At 75.2% G+C, this 6000-nt stretch carries 3 protein-coding genes; all 3 read left to right on the top strand.

Features of this window, described 5'->3' with window-relative positions; genetic code table 11:
• Positions 1–150: 150 nt before the first annotated feature.
• The 3 genes from ACIQV3_RS36935 to ACIQV3_RS36925 all read left to right on the top strand — a co-directional run bounded on the left by ACIQV3_RS36935 (position 151) and on the right by ACIQV3_RS36925 (position 5886).
• Positions 151–2310, top strand: coding sequence for an ATP-binding protein (locus ACIQV3_RS36935; RefSeq protein ID WP_403720648.1), 2160 nt, complete (start codon positions 151–153; stop codon positions 2308–2310).
• Between the two features lie 162 nt (positions 2311–2472).
• Positions 2473–4050, top strand: coding sequence for a PucR family transcriptional regulator (locus ACIQV3_RS36930; RefSeq protein ID WP_403720645.1), 1578 nt, complete (start codon positions 2473–2475; stop codon positions 4048–4050).
• Positions 4051–4440: 390 nt separating this feature from the next.
• A complete protein-coding gene (locus tag ACIQV3_RS36925) occupies positions 4441–5886 on the top strand; it encodes an aldehyde dehydrogenase family protein (RefSeq protein ID WP_403720642.1) in 1446 nt (481 codons plus the stop codon).
• Positions 5887–6000 lie beyond the last annotated feature (114 nt).

The raw sequence follows: 6000 nt of genomic DNA, 5'->3' as shown, positions 1-6000 counted from the left end.
CGACACATCCGGACCAACGCCATACGACCGGCCCGGGACACTCCCGGACCGGTCACACCATACGAATCAACGACCCGCGAAGTTCGGGACTAGATTGAGCGCGCAGGGCAGTGCAGGGCAGCGCGCTCACGGGCAGGGGGCAGAGGTTTCATGGACACCGACGGCACGCACGGCGGTGAGCGGCGGACACCGTCCGGCACCGGACACGTCCCGCGCCCGGCCGGCCCCCCGGGCATCCAGGGCCTCCCGCCGAAGCCCGGCCACGCCCCCGGCGCCGTCCCGGCGCCCTCCGCGGCCGGCCACCCCGCCGCGGCCCGGGCCGCGAGTCCCACCCTCGCCGCGTGGCTGCGCGTCCCGCGCCCGTCCGCGGGCCCCGGCGTCTGGTCGTACGGGCACGTTCCGCGCGCCGCACAGGAGCCCGAGGTCACCCCGACCCGCCAGCTGGTCAGCGGGGCGTTCATCTCCCTGCTGGCCGGGCTGCTGCTGTGGTCCCTCCTCTGGAACGGCTACCTCGGCGGCTTCTGGCTCTGGCCGCTCTACATGTTCACCCCCGACTCCTGGGCCGGGACGCTCCCCTCCGTCGTCGCCTCCTACATCTGGTACGTCATCGTCGCGGTGACCCTCGCCATCGGCTTCGGCCGCCTCGGCCGCTGGCCCGAGCTGGCCCGCCGGGTCCTCGGCAGCCGCACGGCCCGCGCCCCGCTGCCCGCGCCTCGGCCGGTGGAGCCCGGCGGCCCGGACGACCCCGGGGCGTGGACCGAGGTACGGGCCGCCGGGATGGTGGAGGTGGCCGACCGGCTCGGGGCCGAGGTGGTGGCCGGGCGGATGAACGACGTGGACTTCGTGCGGATCCGGCGCGCCTGGGAGACCGTACGGGCCGATCCCTCGCGGGCGCGGGCCTTCGCCGAGGCCGTGCGGGACAAGGGTGCCGGGGCCTGCGTCCACCCGTCGGGGGCGCGCGAGCTGCCCGTCCGTGCCGCCCGGCACGATCTGCTCGCCCGGCAGGTGCTGCTCGGCACCGTGCAGGACGGCGAGCGCAACCCGTACGCCCGCCGCGGCAGCGGCATCGCCCTCGACCCCGGGGTCCTCGGCACCTCGCTGCTCGCCATCGGCCCCTCGGGCGCGGGCAAGACCTCCCGCCTGGTACGCCCCGTCGTGGAGTCACTGGCCCTGCAGGCCCTCGCCGGCCAGGCCGCCGTGGTCGTGGTCGCCTCCACCGGCGCCGCCCTCGGACCCGACGAGGGCTACGACGTCGTCGTCCGCGTCGGCGATCCCGACTCCGTCTACGACCTGGATCTCTACGGGGGCACGACCGACGCCGACGAGGCCGCCACGCTCCTCGCGGAGGGCTTCGTGGGCGACCTGCCGGGGGTCGACGTGCGCCGCGCCGCCACCGCCCTCGCTCAGCTCCTCGGACCGTTCCGGGCCGCGTACGGCCGTTTCCCCACCGTGCCGGAGCTGCGGGAGCTCCTCGACCACGTGCCCGTCGCCCTCGCCGCCCTGCGCGCCGCCCTGGAGGCAGCCGGACAGCACCGGATGCTCCGCGAGCTCGACGCGCGCGAACGCCAGCACGGGGCTCCCGCCGACCCCGGCCCGGCCCTCGCCGACCGGGTCGCGCTGCTGGACCGGCCCGCCTTCGCGGGGTTCTTCGACACCACCGGCGCCGGGCGGCCCTTCTCCCTGCGGGCCCTGGAGCACCCCCTGCGGGTCCGCGTGGACCTTCCCGAGCGCGGGCACGCCGACGCCTCCCGGCTGCTGGCCCGGCTGCTGCTGGCCCAGTTCAACGCCTCCGCCGCGGCCCGCACCGACCGCACGCTCTTCGCGCTCCTCGCCTTCGACGACGCCTCCCACACGCTCACGCCGGAAGCGGTGCGCGGCATCCAGCGGCTCCGCTCGGCCAACGCGGGAGTCCTGCTGACGCTGCGCACCCTGGACGACGTACCGGAAGCCCTGCGCACCCCGCTGCTCGGTGCCGTGGGCTGCCGGATGGCCTTCTCCGGGGTCACCACCTGGGACGGCAAGCGGTTCGCCGAGACCTGGGGCACCGAATGGGTGGAGACCCGCGACGTCACCCACCGGACGGTATTCGCCGACCAGCCGCTCACCCGGGCCATGCACGCCTTCCGGAAGCTGGTCTCCGGCAAGGCGGTGACCACCGACGCCGTGACCGTGCGCCAGGTGGAGCGGGAACGCTGGTCGGCCTCCGACCTGGCGCACGTGGTGCCCCCCGGCCACGCCGTGCTCTCCCTGACCTCCGTCCGTGGCGAGCGGGCCGCCCCGCTGCTGGTGCGGCTCGGGGGACAGGACTGAGCCGGGACGGGCACGGAAACGGAGCGAAACCGTACGAGGTGGCAGAATCAAAGGGTGCCGTTCGTACGACACGGCGAAATGCGCGGTGGTGGTCCACGGCGAGAATCCTCCGTCGGCATCTCGCCGCCGCACCCCTCCTCTCCCTAAGGCGCCCCGGTACCCATGCCGCTCACCCTCGCCTCGCTCGTCCAGCACTCGGCGCTCAAACTCAGCGTCCGGGCCGGGGAGGGCCGCCTCGACACCCCCGTGCGCTGGGCCCACGTCAGTGAGCTCGCCGACCCCGTCCCGTACATGGAGGGCGGGGAGCTCCTCCTCATCACCGCGATGAAGCTGGACGCGGAGGACCCCGAGGAGATGCGGCGCTACGTGCGCAGGCTCGCGGCCGCCGGGGTCGTCGGCATCGGCTTCGCCATCGGCGTGAACTACGACGCCGTGCCCGAGGCGCTCGTGGAAGCCGCCACCGCCGAGGACCTGCCGCTGCTGGAGGTGCCCCGGCGCACCCCGTTCCTCGCCATCAGCAAGGCCGTCTCCGCCGCCCTCGCCGCCGACCAGTACCGGGCCGTGACCGCAGGCTTCGAGGCGCAGCGCGAGCTGACCCGGGCCGCGCTGTCCGCCGACGGGCCCGCCGAACTGCTGACGAAGCTGGCGGCGCACGTGCACGGCTGGGCCGCCCTGTACGACACCTCGGGCGCCGTCGTCGCGGCCGCGCCCGACTGGGCCGCGCGCCGGGCCGCCCGGCTCACCCCCGACGTGGAACGGCTCCGCGAGCGGCCGGCGCCGGCCAGCGCCGTGGTCGGCGGCTCCGAGGACCGGGTGGAACTCCAGTCGCTCGGCACCGGGCGCCGGGCGCGGGGTGCCCTCGCCGTCGGCACCGGGGCGCCGCTCGGCACGGCGGAGCGGTACGCCGTCCACTCCGCGGTGGCCCTGCTGACCCTCACCACCGAACGCTCCCGCTCCCTGCACGACGCCGAGTCCCGGCTCGGCGCGGCCGTGCTGCGCATGCTGCTCGCCGGTCAGGCGGACCACGCCCAGGCCGTGGCCGGGGACCTGTACGGAGCCCTGCTCGACGCGCCGTTCCGGATCCTCGTGGCGGAACCGGCCCTGGCGGGCACGGCCCAGCCGGAAGGCCTGGCGATGCTCGCCGACGCCGTGGAATCGGCGGCCGCACGCACGGGGGAGACCCTGCTGGTGGTGCCGGAGCCGGGCCGGCTCGTGGTCCTGGCGGCCGACGGGGGCTCGGCGGTCCAGGCGTGCGCGGAACACGCGGAGGCGCTGGAGTCGCGCCGCGGCCGGGAGGCGGGCGAACCGGAGCCGGACGAGCTGGTCCTCGGCCTGTCGGCGCCCGCGGCGGCCTCCGGGGTGGCGGCCGCCTTCAAACAGGCCGACCAGGCCCTGGCCGTGGCCCGGCGGCGCGGCCGTCCCATGGTCGAGCACGAGGACCTCGCGGCGGGCTCGGTCCTCCCGCTCCTGGCCGACGACGCGGTACGGGCCTTCGCGGACGGCACCCTGCGGGCGCTGCGCGAGCACGACGAGAAGGGCCGGGGCGATCTGGTGGCCTCCCTCCAGGCCTGGCTCTCCCGCCACGGCCAGTGGGACGCGGCCGCGGCCGACCTGGGCGTCCACCGCCACACCCTGCGCTACCGCATGCGCCGGGTCGAGGAGATCCTCGGCCGCTCCCTGGACGACCCGGACGTCCGCATGGAGCTCTGGCTCGCCCTCAAGGCGACCTCACCTTCCTGATGCGCCGCTCGCGCCGCTCCGCGGGCTTCGCGCCGCTGCGCCGGACTCCGTCCGGCGTCGGCCCGGTCGGTGGGGCCAAACCCACCCCCGGCGCAGCCGAACCCACCGCCGGCGCAGCCGAACCCACCGCCGGCGCAGCCGAACCCACCGCCGGCGCAGCCGAACCCGCCCCCGGCGCAGCCGGGCCCGCCGCCCGCGCAGCCGGGCAGCCCGGGCCCCCGTACAGCCCCCGGCAGGGCCCCGCACGGGCCCGCCCGCCCCCGACACTGACAAAGCGGCGCGCCGCGCCACGCACGTACTCCACCCCGGACAAACGCCGAAACCCCGGCGGAGTCCTACGGTGGAGGGGACAAGGACCCACCGCACACACTCCGAAGGGCCGGGATCAGCATGACTTCCACCCACGCCTTCTGGCTCGCCGGCCGCCAGGCCACGGGCGACGACAGCTTCGACGTCCACTCCCCGTGGGACGGCCGCCTCGTCGGTACCGTGAGCGTCCCGACCGACGCCCAGGTCGAAGAGGCAGTGGCCGCCGCGTACGCCGTGACCGCGGAGTTCTCCGCCACCCCGGCCCACGTACGCGCCGAGGCCCTGGCCCACGTCGCCCGCCGGCTCGCCGAGCGCACCGAGGAGATCGCGCTGCTGATCTCCGCCGAGAACGGCAAGCCGATCAAGTGGGCCCGCGGTGAGGTCGGCCGTGCGGTGTCCGTGTTCCGCTTCGCTTCCGAAGAGGCCCGCCGCTTCAACGGCGGAGAGGCCCAGCGCCTGGACACCGACGCCGGCGGCGTCGGCCGCCTCGCCCTGACCCGCCGCTTCGTCAAGGGTCCGGTCCTGGGCATCGCGCCCTTCAACTTCCCGCTGAACCTGTGCGCCCACAAGGTGGCCCCCGCCATCGCCGTCGGCGCGCCGATCATCCTGAAGCCGGCCCCGGCCACCCCGCTCTCCGGTCTGATCCTCGGCGAGCTGCTCGCCGAGACCGACCTGCCGGCCGGTTCCTGGTCCGTGCTCCCCGTCGCCAACGACAAGATGCCGGAGCTGGTCAAGGACGAGCGCCTGCCCGTCATCTCCTTCACCGGTTCGGACAAGGTCGGCTACGCCATCCAGCAGGCGGTGCCCCACAAGCACTGCACCCTGGAGCTCGGCGGCAACGCCGCGGCCGTGGTCCTGGAGGACTGGTCCTCGGAGGCCGACCTCGACTGGGCCGCGAACCGCATCGCGACCTTCTCGAACTACCAGGCCGGCCAGTCCTGCATCGGCGTACAGCGCGTGATCGCCGACGCGACGGTTTACGACCGCCTCGTCGAGAAGGTCGTCGCCAAGGTCCGCGAGCAGGTCACCGGCGACCCGAACGACTCCGCCACCGACGTCGGCCCCCTCGTCTCCGAGGACGCCGCCAAGCGGGTCGAGTCCTGGGTCGACGAGGCCGTGGCCGCCGGAGCCAAGCTGCTCACGGGCGGCAAGCGCGAGGGTGCCTCGTACGAGCCCACCGTCGTCGCGGAGGTCCCCGAGGGCGTCACCCTCGCCACCGAGGAGGTCTTCGGACCGGTCCTCACCCTGCGCCGGGTCGAGAACACCGACGAGGCCTTCGCCGCCGTCAACGACTCGAAGTTCGGTCTGCAGGCCGGCGTCTTCACGCGGAACATCCAGACCGCGTTCCGCGCCCACCGCGAGCTGGAGGTCGGCGGCGTGATCGTCGGCGACGTCCCCTCCTACCGCGCCGACCAGATGCCGTACGGCGGCGTCAAGCAGTCCGGTGTGGGCCGCGAGGGCGTGCGCTACGCGATGGACGACTACACCTACGAGCGGGTCCTGGTCCTCAGCGGCCTCGACATCTGACCGAACTCGTACGGCCACCAAGCCGACGGCCGGAGCCTACTGTGCGGGGGCTCCGGCCGTCTCTTTTTGCCGTGGGGGCCGGGGGAGCCGGGAAGCCGGGGAGCCGAGAGGTCC

Origin of the sequence: Streptomyces sp. NPDC099050 (genome assembly GCF_044759865.1) — a bacterium.
In the GTDB taxonomy this organism is placed as follows: Bacteria; Actinomycetota; Actinomycetes; order Streptomycetales; family Streptomycetaceae; genus Streptomyces.
The sequence above is the reverse complement of the archived record's forward strand: the minus strand, read 5'-3'. Positions and strand labels throughout refer to the sequence as shown.

Bases quoted from the DNA above. Each gene is read 5' to 3' on its own strand.
- ACIQV3_RS36935 (WP_403720648.1), top strand. From the start codon at position 151: ATGGACACCGACGGCACGCACGGCGGTGAGCGGCGGACACCGTCCGGC.
- ACIQV3_RS36930 (WP_403720645.1), top strand. From the start codon at position 2,473: ATGCCGCTCACCCTCGCCTCGCTCGTCCAGCACTCGGCGCTCAAACTC.
- ACIQV3_RS36925 (WP_403720642.1), top strand. From the start codon at position 4,441: ATGACTTCCACCCACGCCTTCTGGCTCGCCGGCCGCCAGGCCACGGGC.